At 57.1% G+C, this 17,764-nt stretch carries 12 protein-coding genes; 8 read left to right on the forward strand and 4 right to left on the reverse strand.

Features of this window, described 5'->3' with window-relative positions:
- Positions 1-92: 92 nt before the first annotated feature.
- Positions 93-152, reverse strand: a complete 60-nt coding sequence (locus OGX84_RS10585) for a type I toxin-antitoxin system Ibs family toxin (protein WP_075203763.1) — start codon at positions 150-152, stop codon at positions 93-95.
- Between the two features lie 280 nt (positions 153-432).
- Here OGX84_RS10585 and OGX84_RS10590 point away from each other — a divergent pair, with 280 nt between their 5' ends.
- The 8 genes from OGX84_RS10590 (at position 433) to yegS (ending at position 14,159) form a co-directional block, all read left to right on the forward strand.
- Positions 433-1,680: an MdtA/MuxA family multidrug efflux RND transporter periplasmic adaptor subunit gene (locus tag OGX84_RS10590; protein WP_071258926.1), complete on the forward strand. Its 1,248-nt coding sequence runs from the start codon at positions 433-435 to the stop codon at positions 1,678-1,680.
- Positions 1,680-4,802 (forward strand): multidrug efflux RND transporter permease subunit MdtB, encoded by a 3,123-nt coding sequence (gene mdtB / locus OGX84_RS10595; protein ID WP_012131683.1) that lies wholly within the window; start codon positions 1,680-1,682, stop codon positions 4,800-4,802. The genes OGX84_RS10590 and mdtB overlap by 1 nt, the downstream gene beginning before the upstream one ends.
- Positions 4,803-7,889 (forward strand): multidrug efflux RND transporter permease subunit MdtC, encoded by a 3,087-nt coding sequence (gene mdtC, locus OGX84_RS10600; protein ID WP_286458003.1) that lies wholly within the window; start codon positions 4,803-4,805, stop codon positions 7,887-7,889. It begins immediately after the preceding gene.
- Positions 7,886-9,301, forward strand: coding sequence for an MFS transporter (locus tag OGX84_RS10605; protein WP_114848202.1), 1,416 nt, complete (start codon positions 7,886-7,888; stop codon positions 9,299-9,301). Before mdtC ends, OGX84_RS10605 begins: the two co-directional genes overlap by 4 nt.
- Entirely contained in the window at positions 9,298-10,701 is a 1,404-nt protein-coding gene (gene baeS / locus OGX84_RS10610) for an envelope stress sensor histidine kinase BaeS (protein ID WP_047462573.1), read from the forward strand. The genes OGX84_RS10605 and baeS overlap by 4 nt, the downstream gene beginning before the upstream one ends.
- Complete coding sequence (gene baeR / locus OGX84_RS10615; RefSeq protein WP_012131679.1) at positions 10,698-11,420, forward strand: envelope stress response regulator BaeR; 723 nt, start codon at positions 10,698-10,700, stop codon at positions 11,418-11,420. The genes baeS and baeR overlap by 4 nt, the downstream gene beginning before the upstream one ends.
- 209 nt (positions 11,421-11,629) lie before the next feature.
- Entirely contained in the window at positions 11,630-12,991 is a 1,362-nt protein-coding gene (gene trhP, locus OGX84_RS10620) for a prephenate-dependent tRNA uridine(34) hydroxylase TrhP (protein WP_012131678.1), read from the forward strand.
- A 268-nt stretch (positions 12,992-13,259) separates the two neighbouring features.
- Complete coding sequence (gene yegS / locus OGX84_RS10625; protein ID WP_101744013.1) at positions 13,260-14,159, forward strand: lipid kinase YegS; 900 nt, start codon at positions 13,260-13,262, stop codon at positions 14,157-14,159.
- 78 nt (positions 14,160-14,237) lie between these two features.
- Here the strand turns inward: yegS and OGX84_RS10630 are convergent, their stop codons facing one another.
- The 3 genes from OGX84_RS10630 to xylB form a co-directional block, all read right to left on the reverse strand.
- Entirely contained in the window at positions 14,238-14,900 is a 663-nt protein-coding gene (locus OGX84_RS10630; RefSeq protein ID WP_112001931.1) for an HAD family hydrolase, read from the reverse strand.
- Positions 14,901-14,948: 48 nt separating this feature from the next.
- The gene (locus OGX84_RS10635; RefSeq protein ID WP_012131672.1) at positions 14,949-16,226 is read right to left on the reverse strand and encodes an RbtT/DalT/CsbX family MFS transporter; all 1,278 of its coding nucleotides are present in this window, start codon (positions 16,224-16,226) and stop codon (positions 14,949-14,951) included.
- A 67-nt stretch (positions 16,227-16,293) separates the two neighbouring features.
- Positions 16,294-17,757: a xylulokinase gene (gene xylB, locus OGX84_RS10640; RefSeq protein WP_101744014.1), complete on the reverse strand. Its 1,464-nt coding sequence runs from the start codon at positions 17,755-17,757 to the stop codon at positions 16,294-16,296.
- Positions 17,758-17,764 lie beyond the last annotated feature (7 nt).

Raw genomic sequence — 17,764 nt, forward strand, 5'->3', positions numbered from 1 at the left:
GCAAGCTGAGCGGCTTGCAGATTGACATTATTTTTGCTGTGGCTTATTTTCAGGAGTGAGGGTTAGGGAGGGTTTCCCCTCCCCCTGGTGTCTTAGTAAGTCTGAAAGCTAATCACTAAGAGTATCACCAGTATGATGACGCACTTCATCATAACCCTTTCCTTATTTTAGCCCCTTCCTCGGGAGGGGCTTTCCCGTTCCAGCGTCCTGCTGAAAGCTGTGGCTTACCTCCTTTTTTTGCCGTGCCGCCACTCTAACGTAAGAGTAAATATCCGTGTTTTTCATGGGTGATTGTTGCGTAACGCCTCGCAAAGGCCGACGTCATTCAGACGAATCCAGACAGTGTTTCATAATTCCTCCATTTTTCTCCCGTTATGGATGACTAAACTAGTATCATTCCGCGAAACGTTTCAGGATGAGAAACTTATAACGATGAAAGGCAGTAAAAAATCCCGCTGGGTGATAGCAATCGTGGTCGTTGTGGCGGCCATTGCCGTGTACGGGTTCTGGCATAGTCGCAGCGAAACCCAGGGGAATGCGCCGGGCGCTAACGAACATGCGCAACGTCAGGCTGGCGCAGGACGTCGCGGCATGCGTTCCGGCCCGCTGGCGCCGGTTCAGGCGGCCACCGCAACGGAACAAGCCGTACCACGCTATCTGACCGGGCTGGGCACGATCGCTGCCGCCAATACCGTCACGGTACGCAGCCGCGTGGATGGTCAACTGATGGCGCTGCACTTCCAGGAAGGACAACAGGTCAAAGCGGGCGATCTGCTGGCGGAAATCGATCCCAGCCAGTTTAAAGTCGCCTTAGCGCAAGCGCAGGGGCAGCTCGCGAAAGACAAAGCCACGCTGGCGAATGCCCGTCGCGATTTAGCACGCTATCAACAGCTGGTGAAAACCAACCTTGTCTCCCGCCAGGAGCTGGACGCGCAACAGGCGCTGGTCAGCGAAACAGAAGGCACCATTAAGGCCGATGAAGCCAGCGTCGCCAGCGCGCAGTTGCAGCTTGACTGGAGCCGCATCACCGCACCGGTAGAGGGTCGCGTGGGGTTAAAACAGGTGGATGTCGGTAATCAAATCTCCAGCGGCGATACCACAGGCATTGTCGTTATCACCCAGACGCACCCAATCGATCTGATTTTTACCTTGCCGGAAAGCGATATCGCCACCGTCGTACAGGCGCAAAAAACGGGCAAAACATTGACCGTTGAAGCCTGGGATCGCACTAACTCACAGAAATTAAGCGACGGCGTACTGCTCAGCCTGGACAACCAAATCGACGCCACGACCGGCACCATCAAAATCAAAGCCCGTTTTAACAACCAGGATGACGCGCTGTTCCCTAACCAGTTTGTTAACGCCCGCATGCTGGTCGATACGCAGCAAAACGCGGTGGTGATACCGACAGCGGCCGTGCAAATGGGTAACGAAGGCCACTTTGTCTGGGTGCTAAACGATGAGAACAAAGTCAGCAAGCATCTGGTTAAACCAGGTATTCAGGACAGTCAGAACGTGGTAATCAGCGCCGGGCTGTCGGCAGGCGATCGCGTCGTGACGGACGGGATCGATCGTCTGACGGATGGGGCGAAAGTCGAAGTGGTGGAAGCGCAAGCGCCTGCGGCGAAAGAAGATAAAGCCACGAATCGGGAATACGGTAAGAAAGGAGTGCGCTCCTGATGCAGGTGTTACCTCCGAGCAGCACAGGCGGCCCGTCGCGCCTGTTTATTATGCGCCCTGTCGCGACCACGCTGCTGATGGTGGCGATTTTACTCGCCGGGATTATCGGTTACCGCTTCCTGCCCGTCGCCGCATTGCCGGAGGTGGACTACCCCACCATTCAGGTGGTAACGCTCTACCCCGGCGCCAGCCCGGATGTGATGACCTCCGCCGTCACCGCGCCGCTTGAACGCCAGTTCGGGCAAATGTCCGGCCTGAAACAGATGTCGTCACAAAGTTCCGGCGGCGCATCGGTTGTGACGTTGCAGTTCCAGCTGACTCTGCCGCTGGATGTCGCCGAGCAGGAAGTACAGGCCGCCATTAACGCGGCCACAAACCTGCTGCCGAGCGATCTGCCTAACCCGCCGGTATACAGCAAAGTTAACCCGGCAGATCCACCGATCATGACGCTGGCCGTCACCTCAACCGCCATGCCCATGACGCAGGTGGAAGATATGGTGGAAACCCGGGTGGCGCAGAAAATTTCCCAGGTTTCCGGCGTAGGGCTGGTCACGCTGTCCGGCGGCCAACGCCCGGCCGTGCGTGTGAAGCTGAATGCGCAGGCGATTGCCGCGCTGGGGCTTACCAGCGAGACGGTTCGCGCCGCCATCACCAGCGCCAACGTCAACTCGGCGAAAGGGAGTCTTGATGGCCCAACTCGCGCGGTCACGCTCTCTGCTAACGATCAGATGCAGTCCGTCGATGAGTATCGCCAGTTAATCATCGCCTGGCAGAACGGCGCGCCGGTACGTCTGGGCGATGTGGCAACGGTCGAACAAGGCGCGGAAAACAGCTGGCTCGGCGCGTGGGCCAATAAAGAACAGGCCATTGTGATGAATGTGCAGCGCCAGCCCGGCGCCAACATTATCTCCACGGCGGACAGCATTCGTCAGATGCTGCCGCAGCTTACGGAAAGCCTGCCGAAATCGGTCAATGTCACCGTGCTGTCGGATCGCACCACCAACATTCGCGCTTCCGTTACCGACACCCAGTTCGAGCTGATGCTGGCGATTGCGCTGGTGGTGATGATCATCTACCTGTTCCTGCGTAATGTCCCCGCCACAATCATTCCGGGCGTCGCCGTGCCGTTATCGCTGATCGGCACTTTTGCGGTAATGGTCTTTCTCGATTTCTCGATCAATAACCTGACGCTAATGGCGCTGACCATCGCCACCGGCTTCGTCGTGGACGACGCGATTGTGGTGATTGAGAACATTTCGCGTTACATCGAGAAAGGGGAAAAACCGCTGGCGGCGGCGCTCAAAGGCGCTGGCGAAATCGGCTTTACCATTATTTCATTAACCTTCTCGCTGATTGCGGTACTGATCCCGCTGTTATTTATGGGCGATATCGTCGGGCGTTTATTCCGCGAATTTGCGGTCACGCTGGCGGTAGCGATCCTGATCTCCGCCGTCGTGTCGCTGACCCTGACGCCCATGATGTGCGCCCGGATGCTCAGCCAGGCGTCGCTGCGCAAGCAAAACCGCTTCTCCCGCGCGGCGGAAAAAATGTTTGATCGCGTCATTGAGAAATACGGTCAGTGGCTGGCAAAAGTGCTCAACCATCCGTGGCTGACGCTGAGCGTGGCGCTCGGCACCCTGCTTCTCAGCATCATGCTGTGGGTCTTTATCCCGAAAGGGTTCTTCCCGGTGCAGGATAACGGCATTATTCAGGGCACATTGCAGGCTCCGCAATCCAGCTCGTTCGCCAGCATGGCCCAGCGCCAGCGCCAGGTGTCTGATGTGATTTTAAAAGACCCGGCGGTGGAAAGCCTGACCGCCTTTGTCGGCGTTGATGGCACCAACCCGGCGCTGAACAGCGCGCGTCTGCAAATTAACCTTAAGCCGCTGAATGAACGTGACGATCGGGTGCAGAAAGTCATCGCCCGCCTGCAACACGCCGTGGCGAAAGTGCCCGGCGTCGATCTCTACCTCCAGCCAACGCAGGATCTCACCATTGATACTCAGGTGAGCCGCACGCAGTACCAGTTTACGCTACAGGCCACCTCACTGGATGCGCTCAGCACCTGGGTGCCGCAGCTGATGGAAAAACTCCAGCAGCTTCCGCAGCTTTCTGACGTCAGCAGCGACTGGCAGGACAAAGGTCTGGTGGCGTATGTGAACGTTGACCGCGACAGCGCCAGCCGTCTTGGCATCAGCATGGCGGATGTCGATAACGCCCTGTATAACGCCTTTGGCCAGCGCCTGATTTCGACCATCTACACCCAGGCGAATCAATATCGCGTCGTGCTGGAACATAACACCGACACCACGCCGGGGCTGGCGGCAATGGACACCATCCGTCTGACCAGCAGCGACGGCGGGATTGTGCCGCTTAGCGCCATCGCCAAAATCGAGCAGCGTTTCGCGCCGCTTTCCATTAATCACCTGGATCAGTTCCCGGTAACGACCTTCTCGTTTAACGTACCGGATAATTATTCGCTCGGCGATGCGGTACAGGCCATTCTGGACACGGAGAAAACGGTCAACCTGCCAGTCGATATCACCACCCAGTTCCAGGGCAGCACGCTGGCCTTCCAGGCCGCGCTCGGCAGCACCGTCTGGCTGATCGTGGCGGCAGTGGTGGCGATGTATATCGTGCTTGGCGTGCTGTACGAAAGCTTTATCCACCCAATCACGATCCTCTCCACCCTGCCGACGGCGGGCGTCGGGGCGCTGCTGGCGCTCATGATTGCCGGTAGTGAACTGGACGTGATTGCCATCATCGGGATCATTTTGTTGATCGGCATTGTGAAGAAGAACGCCATCATGATGATCGACTTCGCCCTGGCCGCCGAGCGCGAGCAGGGAATGGCGCCGCGTGATGCGATTTTCCAGGCCTGTCTGCTGCGTTTTCGCCCGATTCTGATGACCACGCTGGCGGCACTGTTAGGCGCGCTGCCATTGATGTTAAGTACCGGCACAGGCGCGGAATTACGCCGCCCGTTAGGGATTGGCATGGTAGGCGGCCTGCTGGTCAGCCAGGTCTTAACCCTGTTCACCACGCCCGTCATCTATCTGCTGTTTGACCGCCTGTCGCTGTATGTGAAAAGCCGCTTCCCCCGCCAGGAAGAGGAGGCGTAAATGAAATTTTTCGCCCTTTTCATTTACCGCCCGGTGGCGACCATTTTAATCTCCATCGCCATTACGCTCTGCGGCGTGCTGGGTTTCCGGTTATTGCCGGTCGCCCCGCTGCCGCAGGTGGATTTTCCGGTCATTATGGTGAGCGCATCGCTTCCGGGCGCTTCGCCGGAAACCATGGCGTCGTCGGTCGCCACGCCGCTGGAGCGTTCGCTCGGACGCATCGCGGGAGTCAGTGAGATGACCTCCAGCAGCTCGTTGGGCAGCACGCGAATTATTCTTCAGTTTAACTTTGACCGCGATATCAACGGCGCGGCGCGTGACGTGCAGGCGGCAATTAATGCCGCACAGAGTCTGCTGCCCAGCGGGATGCCCAGCCGCCCGACCTACCGTAAAGCCAACCCGTCCGACGCGCCGATTATGATTCTGACGCTCACATCGGACACCTGGTCGCAGGGAGAGCTGTATGACTTCGCCTCAACGCAGCTGGCGCAGACAATCGCGCAAATTGACGGCGTCGGCGATGTGGATGTCGGCGGCAGTTCGCTGCCCGCCGTGCGCGTGGGGCTTAACCCGCAGGCGTTGTTTAATCAGGGCGTATCGCTGGATGACGTGCGCAGCGCCATCAGCAATGCCAACGTGCGTAAGCCGCAGGGCGCGATCGACGACAAGACTCATCGCTGGCAGGTTCAGACAAATGATGAACTGAAAACGGCGACGGAATACCAGCCGTTGATTATCCACTACAACAACGGCGCCGCCGTGCGTCTGGGCGATGTCGCCACGGTAACTGACTCGGTACAGGATGTACGTAACGCCGGGATGACCAACGCCAAACCGGCGATTTTGCTGATGATTCGCAAGCTGCCGGAAGCCAATATCATCCAGACAGTAGACAGCATTCGCGAGAAGCTCCCGGAATTACAAACGCTGATTCCCGCCTCAATTGACCTGCAAATCGCTCAGGATCGTTCCCCGACGATTCGCGCCTCGCTGGAGGAAGTGGAGCAAACGCTGGTTATTTCCGTCGCGCTGGTCATTCTGGTGGTCTTTTTATTTCTGCGCTCCGGGCGCGCAACGTTGATTCCTGCCGTTGCGGTTCCCGTGTCGCTGATTGGCACCTTCGCCGCAATGTACCTGTGCGGTTTTAGCCTGAACAACCTGTCGCTGATGGCGCTGACTATCGCCACCGGTTTTGTCGTCGATGACGCCATTGTGGTGCTGGAAAATATCTCCCGCCATCTTGAAGCCGGCATGAAGCCCTTGCAGGCGTCGCTTCAGGGAACGCGTGAAGTTGGCTTTACGGTGCTCTCCATGAGCCTCTCCCTGGTGGCGGTATTCCTGCCGCTCTTGCTGATGGGGGGATTGCCCGGAAGATTATTACGCGAGTTTGCCGTCACTCTTTCGGTGGCGATCGGCATCTCGCTGCTCGTCTCGCTCACGCTAACCCCCATGATGTGCGGCTGGATGCTGAAGTCCAGCAAGCCTCGCGAGCAGACGCGAAGCCGCGGTTTTGGCCGTCTGCTGACTGGCCTGCAACAGGGGTACGGCACATCGCTGAAATGGGTGCTAAACCATACGCGGCTGGTGGGCGTCGTCTTGTTGGGCACCATTGCGCTGAATATCTGGCTCTATATTTCCATCCCCAAAACCTTCTTCCCCGAACAGGATACGGGCGTACTGATGGGCGGCATTCAGGCTGACCAAAGTATTTCGTTTCAGGCGATGCGCGGCAAACTTCAGGACTTTATGAAGATCATTCGCGACGATCCGGCGGTCGACAACGTGACCGGCTTCACCGGCGGTTCGCGGGTCAACAGCGGGATGATGTTTATTACGCTGAAATCACGCGGCGAGCGCCATGAAACGGCGCAGCAGGTTATCGACCGGCTGCGGGTCGCGCTGGCAAAAGAGCCGGGCGCAAACCTGTTTCTGATGGCGGTGCAGGATATCCGCGTCGGCGGGCGGCAGGCTAACGCCAGCTACCAGTACGCTCTGCTGTCTGATGATTTAAGCGCGCTGCGGGAATGGGAGCCGAAAATCCGTAAAGCGCTGGCGGCGCTCCCCCAACTGGCGGACGTTAACTCCGATCAGCAAGATAACGGCGCGGAGATGAACCTGATTTACGACCGCGAAACCATGTCCCGGCTGGGGATCGACGTGCAGGCCGCCAACAGTCTGCTGAATAATGCCTTCGGTCAACGGCAAATTTCCACCATCTATCAGCCGATGAACCAGTACAAGGTTGTGATGGAGGTCGACCCACGCTATACCCAGGACATCAGCGCGCTGGAGAAGATGTTCGTCATTAACAGCGACGGGAAGGCGATTCCGCTCTCTTATTTTGCAAAATGGCAGCCCGCCAATGCACCGCTGTCAGTGAATCACCAGGGGTTGTCCGCCGCCTCGACTATCGCGTTTAACCTGCCTACGGGCACGTCGCTGTCCGAAGCGACGGAAGCCATCAACCGGGCGATGACACAGCTTGGCGTACCGTCAACGGTGCGCGGCAGTTTCGCAGGAACGGCACAGGTTTTCCAGGAGACGATGAATTCGCAGGTGATTCTGATCCTGGCGGCGATCGCGACGGTCTATATTGTGTTGGGGATATTGTATGAAAGTTATGTTCATCCGCTGACCATCCTCTCTACCCTCCCCTCCGCAGGTGTGGGGGCGCTGCTGGCGCTGGAGCTGTTCAATGCCCCGTTCAGCCTAATCGCGCTCATCGGGATCATGCTATTAATTGGCATTGTGAAGAAAAACGCCATCATGATGGTCGATTTTGCGCTTGAGGCGCAGAGAAACGGCAACCTGACGCCGGAACAGGCGATTTTCCAGGCCTGCCTGCTGCGTTTTCGCCCAATCATGATGACCACGCTGGCGGCGCTGTTTGGCGCGCTGCCGCTGGTTATCTCCGGGGGCGATGGTTCAGAGTTACGTCAACCATTAGGGATTACGATCGTGGGCGGACTGGTGATGAGCCAGCTGCTGACGCTCTATACCACCCCGGTGGTCTATCTCTTTTTCGACCGTCTGCGGCTGCGTTTTTCACGTAATAATAGCCAACCGGAACCCATAACAGAGCCATGACAGAACTTCCTGACAGCACACGCTGGCAACTCTGGATTGTGGCATTCGGCTTTTTTATGCAATCGCTGGATACCACAATCGTCAACACCGCGCTTCCCTCTATGGCGCTCAGTCTGGGGGAAAGCCCGCTGCATATGCACATGGTCGTGGTTTCCTATGTACTGACCGTGGCGGTAATGCTGCCTGCCAGCGGCTGGCTGGCGGATAAAGTCGGCGTGCGTAATATCTTCTTTACCGCCATTGTGCTGTTTACGTTGGGATCGCTATTTTGCGCCTGGTCCAGCACGCTGAATGAACTGGTGCTGGCGCGCGTTTTACAGGGCGTAGGCGGCGCCATGATGGTGCCGGTCGGCAGACTGACGGTCATGAAGATCGTTCCGCGCGAACAATATATGGCGGCAATGACCTTCGTCACGCTGCCCGGTCAGGTCGGGCCGCTGCTCGGCCCGGCGCTGGGCGGCATTCTGGTCGAGTATGCCTCCTGGCACTGGATTTTCCTGATTAACATTCCGGTCGGCATTGTCGGGGCGATTGCGACGCTCATGCTGATGCCGAACTACACCATGCAAACCCGGCGCTTCGATCTTTCAGGGTTCCTCCTGCTGGCCGTCGGCATGGCGGTACTGACGCTGGCGCTGGACGGCAGCAAAGGCACAGGGCTCTCTCCTCTCTCACTGGGCGCACTGGTGTTGTGCGGCATCCTGGCGATTGCGCTCTACCTGAAACACGCCAAAAACAATCCGCGCGCGCTGTTTAGTCTGGCGCTGTTTCGCACCCACACCTTCTCGCTGGGCCTGTCTGGTAGCTTCGCCGGGCGCGTCGGGAGCGGCATGCTGCCCTTCATGACGCCGGTCTTTTTGCAGATTGGTCTGGGGTTCTCGCCGTTTCATGCCGGGTTGATGATGATCCCGATGGTACTCGGCAGCATGGGAATGAAGCGTATCGTCGTACAGGTGGTAAACCGCTTTGGCTATCGTCGCGTACTGGTCGCCACCACCCTCGGCCTGTCGCTGGTCAGCCTGCTGTTTATGAGCGTCGCGATGCTTGGCTGGTATTACGCCCTGCCCTTTGTGCTGTTCCTGCAAGGCATGGTCAACTCCACCCGTTTTTCATCCATGAACACCTTAACGCTCAAAGATCTGCCCGATGAACTCGCCAGCAGCGGCAACAGCTTGCTGTCCATGATCATGCAGCTGTCGATGAGTATTGGCGTGACCATCGCCGGGCTGCTGCTGGGCATGTTTGGTCAACAACATATCGCGGCCGACAGCGGCGCGAGCCACACGGTGTTTATGTATACCTGGCTGTGCATGGCCCTGATTATCGCGCTGCCCGCACTCATCTTCGCCCGGGTGCCGAACGACACGCATAAAAACGCCGTCATTTCACGACGCAAAAGGAGCACGCAATGAAGTTCTGGCGGCCCGGTATTACCGGCAAATTGTTTCTGGCGATTTTCGCCACCTGCATTGTCTTGCTGATCAGCATGCACTGGGCCGTACGCATCAGCTTTGAGCGTGGGTTTATCGACTACATCAAACATGGCAACGAACAGCGGTTGCAGATGCTCGGCGACGCGCTGGGCGAGCAGTACTCGCTGCACGGCAACTGGCGTTTTTTACGCAATAACGATCGCTTCGTTTTCCAGATCCTGCGCTCTTTTGAGCATGACAACGACGATAACAAACCCGGCCCCGGGATGCCGCCGCATGGCTGGCGAACCCAATTTTGGGTCGTCGATCAACACGCCAATGTGCTGGTCGGCCCGCGAGCGCCAGTCCCGCGTGATGGCACCCGCCGGGCTATTCACGTAAACGGTGTGGAGGTTGGCGCGGTGATTGCCTCTCCCGTTGAGCGACTGACGCGCAATACCGATATTAATTTTGATAAGCAACAGCGCCGTACCAGCTGGCTGATCGTGGCGTTGTCGACTCTGCTGGCGGCGCTGGCGACGTTTCCGCTGGCGCGCGGGTTGCTGGCGCCCGTTAAGCGGCTGGTGGAAGGCACGCACAAACTGGCCGCAGGCGACTTCACGACGCGCGTAACGCCGACCAGCGCGGATGAACTGGGTAAACTGGCGCAGGATTTTAACCAGCTCGCCAGCACGCTGGAAAAAAATCAGCAAATGCGCCGCGATTTTATGGCGGATATCTCCCACGAACTGCGCACGCCGCTGGCGGTATTGCGCGGTGAGCTGGAGGCTATCCAGGACGGAGTCCGCCAGTTTACGCCCGAATCGGTGGCCTCGCTCCAGGCTGAAGTCGGCACGCTCACCAAGCTGGTTGACGATCTGCATCAGCTTTCTATGTCCGATGAAGGCGCGCTGGCGTACCAGAAAACATCGGTGGACCTGATTCCCCTGCTGGAGGTGGCGGGCGGCGCGTTTCGCGAGCGCTTCGCCAGCCGTGGGCTGACGTTACACTTTTCCCTTCCTGACAGCGTGATGGTATTCGGCGATCCGGATCGTCTGATGCAGTTATTCAATAATCTGCTGGAAAATAGTCTGCGCTACACCGACAGCGGCGGCAGCCTGCACATTTCCGCCGAGCAGCGCGACAACATGCTGCTGTTAACGTTCGCCGATTCCGCGCCCGGCGTTCGCGATGAGCAGTTACAAAAACTGTTTGAACGTTTCTACCGCACAGAAGGCTCCCGCAACCGCGCCAGCGGCGGGTCCGGTCTGGGACTGGCGATTTGCGACAATATCGTACAAGCGCATAATGGTCGTATCCGGGCGTCCCATTCGCCTTTTGGCGGGCTTAGCATTACAGTAGAGTTACCGCTGGAACGCGATTTACAGAGAGATGTATGACTGAGTTACCCATTGATGAAAACACGCCGCGTATTTTAATCGTGGAAGATGAACCCAAGCTGGGACAACTGCTGATCGACTATCTGCGCGCCGCAAGTTATGCCCCCACGCTAATCAGTCATGGCGATCAGGTATTGCAGTATGTGCATCAAACACCGCCAGACCTGATCCTGCTGGACTTAATGCTGCCAGGTACGGACGGCCTGACGCTGTGCCGGGAAATTCGCCGTTTTTCTGACGTGCCCATCGTGATGGTCACGGCAAAGATTGAAGAGATCGACCGCCTGCTTGGGCTGGAGATTGGCGCCGATGATTACATCTGCAAACCTTACAGCCCCCGTGAGGTGGTCGCTCGCGTGAAAACGATTTTGCGCCGCTGCAAGCCGCAGCGTGAGCTGCAACAGCTGGACGCGCAAAGCCCGCTGATTGTTGATGAAGGCCGTTTTCAGGCATCCTGGCGCGGCAAGATGCTCGACCTGACCCCCGCAGAGTTTCGCCTGTTGAAAACGCTGTCTCACGAGCCGGGGAAAGTCTTCTCCCGCGAGCAGCTGCTTAATCATCTCTACGATGATTATCGCGTGGTGACGGACCGCACCATTGACAGCCACATCAAAAACCTGCGCCGCAAGCTGGAATCGCTGGACGCCGAACAGTCGTTCATCCGTGCGGTATACGGCGTCGGGTATCGCTGGGAAGCGGATACCTGCCGGATTGCATAAGTCACGCCTGCAATAGCCGGATGACGCTCCGCTGATCCGGCCGACAAATAAGAGCGTTGTCGGCCAGAGAAGGCGCTACGCCGCCATCCGGCGTTTTTCTTTACCTGCCTCCCCCACAGCGCTACAATGCCCGCCCTTAACGTAGGGGCACTCCCCTAACCGCCTCATTCAGTGAAGCGGATCTGACCTGTCATCAGAACGAGAAAATTATGTTTAAACCGGAACTCCTTTCCCCGGCGGGAACGCTGAAAAATATGCGTTACGCTTTCGCTTATGGCGCAGATGCCGTGTATGCGGGCCAGCCGCGTTACTCCCTGCGCGTGCGCAACAACGAATTTAACCACGAGAATTTGCAGCTCGGCATTAACGAAGCCCACGCGCTTGGCAAAAAATTCTATGTGGTCGTGAACATTGCGCCGCATAACGCGAAACTGAAAACCTTTATTCGCGATCTTAAACCGGTTGTGGAAATGGGGCCGGATGCGCTGATCATGTCCGATCCTGGGCTTATCATGCTGGTACGTGAAAACTTCCCGGAGATGCCGATTCACCTTTCGGTGCAGGCCAACGCCGTAAACTGGGCAACGGTGAAGTTCTGGAACCAGATGGGGCTGACCCGCGTTATTCTTTCCCGCGAACTGTCGCTGGAAGAGATTGAAGAGATTCGTCAACAGGTGCCGGAAATGGAGATCGAAATCTTCGTACACGGCGCGCTGTGCATGGCCTACTCCGGTCGTTGCCTGCTCTCTGGCTACATCAACAAACGCGATCCGAACCAGGGAACCTGCACCAACGCCTGCCGTTGGGAATATAACGTGCAGGAAGGGAAAGAAGACGTCGTGGGCAACATCGTCCATAAATACGAACCGATTCCGGTACAGAACGTCGAGCCGACGCTGGGTATCGGCGCACCGACCGACAAAGTGTTTATGATCGAAGAAGCTCAGCGTCCGGGCGAATACATGACCGCGTTCGAAGATGAACACGGCACCTACATCATGAACTCGAAAGATCTGCGCGCCATTGCTCACGTTGAGCGCCTGACCAAAATGGGCGTGCACTCACTGAAAATCGAAGGCCGTACCAAATCCTTCTACTACTGTGCGCGTACCGCTCAGGTTTATCGCAAAGCGATCGACGATGCCGCTGCGGGCAAGCCGTTTGATCCGCAACTGCTGGAAACGCTGGAAGGCCTGGCGCATCGCGGTTACACCGAAGGTTTTCTGCGCCGCCACACGCATGATGACTACCAGAATTACGAGTACGGTTACTCTGTTTCTGAACGTCAGCAGTTCGTGGGTGAGTTCACCGGCGAGCGTAAAGGCGCCCTTGCTGCCGTTGCCGTGAAGAACAAATTCTCCATCGGCGACAGCCTGGAGCTGATGACGCCGCAGGGGAACGTCAACTTCACTCTGGAGCATATGGAAAACGCCAAAGGTGAAGCAATGCCGGTGGCGCCTGGCGATGGCTACACCGTCTGGATGCCGGTGCCGCAGGATATGGATCTGAATTATGCGTTGTTAATGCGTAATTTTTCCGGCGAATCCACGCGGAATCCACACGCTAAGTAGTTAATCCACGTTATTTTTTCATTATGGGAAGATTCTTAGAAATCGATCACATACCGCCTCGTTCATTACGGGTATTATCCGAGGCGCTGAAAAACATAACCCATAAATGCTAGCTGTACCAGGAACCACCTCCTTAGCCTGCGTAATCTCCCTTACGCAGGCTTATTTTTTTGTGCTGCACAAACCTTCCATTTTCAGCCTGTTCTGACCTTTCCGCGCCTTTTCTGCTATACACTTTCAACAGGTTAACGACAGAGGCAAACAAAGGATGGCTACGTTTCCCGCCAGCTTACTGATTTTAAATGGCAAAGGCGCTGATAATCAGCCCCTGCGCGACGCGATAGGGCTACTTCGCGATGAGGGCGTGGAGATTCACGTCCGGGTCACCTGGGAAAAAGGCGATGCCCAGCGTTATGTTAATGAAGCCAGACAGCTTGGCGTTGAGACAGTTATTGCGGGCGGCGGCGACGGCACCATCAATGAGGTTTCCGCCGCGCTGATTCAGTGTCAGGGCGGCAACGTTCCCGCGCTTGGCATTTTGCCTCTGGGCACGGCCAATGACTTCGCCACCAGCGCTGGCATCCCGGAAGCGCTGGATAAAGCCTTAAAACTGGCGATTGCCGGTAACGCGGTTGCGATCGATATCGCCCAGGTCAACGATAAAACCTGCTTTATCAATATGGCGACAGGGGGTTTCGGGACGCGCATTACCACCGAAACGCCGGAAAAACTCAAGGCCGCGCTGGGCGGCGTCTCTTACTTTATTCATGGGCTGATGCGCATGGACACCCTCAAGCCCGATCGCTGTGAGATTCGCGGCGAGAATTTTCACTGGCAGGGCGATGCGCTGGTGATTGGCATTGGTAATGGTCGTCAGGCCGGTGGCGGACAACAGCTCTGCCCTGGCGCACTCATTAATGACGGGCTGCTGCAACTGCGGATCTTCACCGGTGAGGAGCTGCTTCCGGCGCTGTTTTCCACATTGACGCAGCCGGAAGAGAACCCCAACATTGTCGATGGCGCATCCGCCTGGTTTGATATTCAGGCTCCGCATGAGATCACTTTTAACCTTGATGGCGAGCCGCTCAGTGGTCAGGAATTTCATATTGAAATACTTCCCAACGCGCTGCGTTGCCGTTTGCCGCCAGACTGCCCGTTACTGCGCTAACGAAAAAAGAAAGTAAGCGCAGAGAGGGATAATCAGACCGGCGACATCCCGGAACCTCTGCGCTCACAAACGGGTCATTTACCCTGCGGCCCGAACCGGCGGGACCAGCGTCTCCAGGAGTTGCGGCATTGACGTGTAGCGCCCGATGGCCTCACTAAAGCAGGGATGCTGGCAGCCGTCAGACACCACAATGGTATCAATTCCGGCGGCCTGCGCGGCGCGAAAACCGCTCAGGCTGTCTTCAATCACCAGACACTCTGCGGCGGGCAGGCCCAGCTTTTTCAGCGCGGAGAGATACACCGCCGGGTGCGGTTTGCCGTAGCGTTCATCGTCAGCGCTGCAAATGACGTCAAAATGCCCCCGGAGATTAAGTTTAGAGAGAACAGCCTCAATAACCTGATGGGATGATGACGTAGCCAGCGCAATCCGATACCCCCTGTGGCGAAAATGATGCAATACCGCGTAGACGCCGTCCATCGCTTCGCCTTCCGTTGCAATAAGTCCGGTAATGCGTTTGCGAATGGCCGACTCCAGCACCCCGGGGTCTGTCTGCAACGGGCAGTATTCGCACCAGACGCGGGCAATCTCATCCAGTCGCTTCCCTTTGGTTAACGTTTCACACTCCTCGTCATTAACCGTCACTCCCCAGCCTGCCAGCGCGTCTTTTTGCGCCTGACGCCACAGCCCTTCGGAGTCAATGATGACACCATCCATGTCGAAAATTACCGCTTTACTCTTCATCATTTGCCGCCTTAAAAAGACCCGGCAGCACAGCCGGGCCCGACATCATTAAGAAATACCGACCGTTTCGCCTTCACATGCCTCCTGACGCGTGAATCCGGGTTGTTCAACACGAATAAACGGACACAGAATAAACGCCACAATATAGAGCAACGTATACGCAATCACGACGCCAATGGTGCTGAAGTGCGGTAACAACACCACGGCGATCGCCGGGGCGAGGAAGTTGGAAAGCCCAGCCGACAGGTTGTAGACCGAAATCGCGGCTCCTTTATGTTTTGGCTCAAGCGCAGGAAAGACGGCGGCCATCGGCACAAACGCAGCAACGAAGATCCCCAGCGCGATTGCCGGAACCAGCGCCATCGCGAAGTTATGGCCAAAGTGCTGCGGAATGTAATAAAACGCGAGGCTGGAGAGCGCCATCCCAATGCAGCCAAACCAGCGGACAACCTTCATCCAGCCCATTTTCTCTGCCAGTACGCCCCAAAAGACGTTGGAGAAGATGGTTGTGAAGAAGAACGCCGCCCATACCTGTAGCCATTCAGAGGTGGTGAAGCCCAGTTCATCCACAAACATCATCGGCATGACCACCGCAAAACCGAACAGCGATAACGTATTGATAATACGCACGATGCTGGACAACATAATGCTACGGTTGGTGTAAAGCAGCGTGACCGCACGCCCCAGTTCGCTGAACTTTTCACGGGTGGTGAGGTTTTGCATATGGCGCGGCGTTTCAATTTTACGCAGCGAAACCAGCGCGATAACACCGCCGGTCAGGCAGAACGCCAGCGCCAGCCACAAGGTGCCCATTTCGCCAATATGCGGAATGGTAAAACTCGGGATATAACTGCCGAAAACGCCGATCCCAATAGAGTAGACCGCCCAGAACCAGCCCAGCGCGGCGCTGGTGCTGTCGCTACGGACGTTATGCACAATGGCGACGATAAACGCATAAAGGAACAGCGGATACGCCAGACCGCGAATACCATAAAACAGCAGAATTAAGGCGTAGTTGGACTGACCCAGCCCAAAAACGAGGAACAATACGTGGAATACGCACCACAGCACAAAGCCGATCATCATGGTTTTTTGCGGCGTGATGATCTCCGCCACTACGCCGGATACCCAGGCCGACAGCGCCGCCGCCAGGCCATATAGCGTAAAGGCGAAGGAGGCTTCCGCCGGGGTAAAGCCCAGCGCTTTGATGTAGTGCGACAAAAATGCCAGCTCGAAACCATCACCAGTCATGAATACGGCGATGGCGATATACCCCCAGACCAGACTTAAGGGTAATCCCAGCCATTGTTTGTTAGTTAACGACATATTGACCTCGTTTTAGGGTGCAGGGAGCCACTCCGGTACATTCACCGGAGGGCTTTTGTTATAGAAATTATTGATTTCGATAGTTCAGGTCGTTTCGGTACAGTGCGTTAAACTGCTGATAACGCTGCATCAGCGCCGTATGGCGAACCGGATCGCCATACCAGGTTTTATAGACTTCCGGTTTTTCGCAAACGGACGCCAACGGTTTACCTGCCGCAAGGCACGCCAGTCGCGCCGCGCCCAGCGCGCCGCCGGTTTCTCCGCCTTTGTGCGTCACCACGGGCATATCCAGAATATCTGCCAGCAGTTGCGCCCAGAACGGACTTCGGGCGCCGCCGCCCACCAGCGAACATTGTTCGATATTTGTACCGCTCTCCTGCAAAACACGGAGCCCGTCAGCAATGCCGAAACTGACGCCTTCCAGCACCGCATACCCCATCAGCGCGCGCTGGCTGGAGTGCGTCAGCCCCCAGAACATGCCCCGGGCGTCAGGATCGTTATGCGGCGTGCGTTCGCCGGAAAGGTACGGCAGGAACATCGGCGCGCTGGCTTTTTCCGCATCGCTTAACTGCGCGATTTCTTCCAGCAGTTCCGTTTCCGTTGTCCCCACCAGGCGGCAGAACCATTGCAGACAGCTGGCGGCGCTGAGCATTACGCTCATCTGGTGCCACAAATTCGGCAGGACGTGGCAAAAAGCATGTACTGCGGATTGCGGCGCGGGACGGTACGCGTCCGTCACCACAAACAGCACGCCGGACGTCCCCAGTGAAATAAACGCATCGCCGGGCGATACCGCGCCAACGCCAATAGCGCTGACCGCGTTGTCTCCGCCGCCCCCGGCGACCACCACCGAAGGGTTTAACCCCCAGCGTTGCGCGACGACGGGATCGAGCGTGGCAGAAATATCGCAGCCTTCCACCAGCTCCGGCATATTGGCCCGCGTCAGCCCGCATTTCTCCAGCAGCGCATCCGACCAGTCGCGCTTCTCGACGTCAAGCCACAGCGTCCCTGCCGAATCGGACATGTCGGAGACTTTTTTACCCGTCATTTTGAAACGCAGATAATCCTTCGGCAGCAGCACCGTTTCGATGCGGGCAAAATTCTGCGGTTCATGGCGACGCACCCACAGCAATTTCGGCGCGGTAAACCCCGGCATCGCCAGATTACCGGCAACCTGATGCAGCTCTGGGGCGATTTCTTCCAGCTCTGCACACTCCTGGGCGCTACGGGTGTCATTCCACAGAATCGCCGGGCGGATCGTATTCCCGGCGGCATCAAGCAGTACCGCGCCATGCATCTGACCGGAAAGACCGATCGCCTTAATCGCCTGCCAGTGATGACCACATTTCTCCCGCAGGGTGGACATCAGATACTCCGTCGCGTCCCACCAGGCTTCCGGTGATTGCTCTGACCAGTGTTGATGGGGCCGCTGAATCGTCAGCGGCGCGCTATGGGTGGCGACAATGTCATTATTTTCATCAATGACCAGCGCCTTCACTTCAGATGTGCCGAGATCGATACCCAGATACATAGCCACC

This window comes from Citrobacter sp. CK202, from assembly GCF_030333225.1.
Taxonomy (GTDB): Bacteria; Pseudomonadota; Gammaproteobacteria; order Enterobacterales; family Enterobacteriaceae; genus Citrobacter_B; species Citrobacter_B koseri.